The 1,345-nt window shown below is 47.3% G+C and carries 2 protein-coding genes; one reads left to right on the top strand and one right to left on the bottom strand.

The features are described from left to right. Positions 1–350: EamA family transporter (locus CLOSYM_RS18630; RefSeq protein WP_021643341.1), on the top strand; the 350-nt coding region annotated here is incomplete at its 5' end. A 12-nt stretch (positions 351–362) separates the two neighbouring features. Here CLOSYM_RS18630 and CLOSYM_RS18625 read toward each other — a convergent pair. Next, on the bottom strand, positions 363–1,244 hold the full coding sequence (locus CLOSYM_RS18625; RefSeq protein ID WP_009297889.1) for a DNA-3-methyladenine glycosylase family protein: 882 nt from the start codon (positions 1,242–1,244) through the stop codon (positions 363–365). Between the last annotated feature and the right edge of the window lie 101 nt (positions 1,245–1,345).

Raw genomic sequence — 1,345 nt, 5'->3', positions numbered from 1 at the left:
TTTCAGCACACCCCAACATTCAGTATAGAACCTTATTTTACACCTTCCTGACGGCACTGGTTCTCAGCCTGATTCCGATGATGAGGGAACGGTTCAGTGTAAACAGAAAAATGAGTGCGGCAGATTTTATCAGCGGAATTTTTGTGGGGATTCCCAATTATTTTTCCACGTCTCTGCTTCTGGCGGCCGTCACCAGACTCCCTGCTTACCTTGTTTATCCCTGTTTCAGCGTGGGAACCATCCTGATTGTCAGCTTTGTGAGCGTACTGCTTTTAAAGGATAAGATGACCAGACGCCAGGTGTATGGGTGCGGCCTGATTCTTGCGGCCCTGGTTCTGCTGAACCTGTGATAAGTTCCCGGCTCAGGAGCTTCTGCCGTGTAAAACAGTCCTTTCATAATAGAATATGTATTGCTGCATTACTCCGGCATAGCCTTTGTATTTCCCGAAATTCTCCTGCACCATTGTCTCATACAGGCGGCTTTTAGGCAGCGCATCGTATTTTTTACGGTAGTAATGGTTTGTCAGTATCTGCTGTATCCAGGTATCGACAGGGAAGGCCTCGATGTGATGAAGGCCGAATAGGCAGATACAGTTGGCTACCTTTGTTCCAATGCCGTAAAAACCTGACAGATATTCCATGGCATCCCGGTAGCCCATGGCGGAAAGCCGGTTCAAATCCAGTGTACCGTTATCGGCATCGAGGCAGATACGGTGGATATAGCGGGCCCGGTAGCCCAGCTTTAATGACTGAAGGTCTTCTAAGGAGGCCTTTTTTAATTGGGCCGGAGTAGGAAAGGAAAAATATACAACGGTTTTCCCGCCGGGAAAAGTACAATGCTTTTCTTCGCCGTACAGACGGCTTAAGTTCTCCACTGCCTCCCGTATTTTTGGTATAGTCCTCTGCTGGGAGATAATGAAAGTAATAATCATTTCCCAGGCATCCTGGTTCAGAATACGGATACCGCTGCCTGCATTGGCAGCGTTCTGAAGATAGTGGTCGCGCTTTTTGACAGAAGACAGGAAAGCACCGTAATCGGTATTCAAATCAAAGTAATGGTGCCAGAACGGATAATCCTCATCAGGGCAATGAAAATGAAACTGCTGCCCTTCCTGTGAGATTTCCAAATACCGGCCCCTGCTCACGGCCGAATACAGTCCCGGTTCCAGGCAGTTCATGCGGAAACACTGGCCGGACCCGGCGATTTGCCGCAGATCAAAGTGGTTTATCTCTATTGTAATCATATAAGTAAGTCCTTTTCATGTAAAATTTCACTTTATTATTTTACCATACTTGAGAGGGGGATGAAAGATGGAGATTTAACTGAGGTTAGGAGGACGCGTCC

The organism is [Clostridium] symbiosum ATCC 14940 (assembly GCF_000466485.1).
GTDB lineage: Bacteria > Bacillota > Clostridia > Lachnospirales > Lachnospiraceae > Otoolea > Otoolea symbiosa.
This window is presented reverse-complemented; position numbering and strand designations above follow the sequence as displayed.

Coding starts and splice junctions, on each gene's coding strand:
- CLOSYM_RS18625 (WP_009297889.1), bottom strand. CDS start 1,244: ATGATTACAATAGAGATAAACCACTTTGATCTGCGGCAAATCGCCGGG.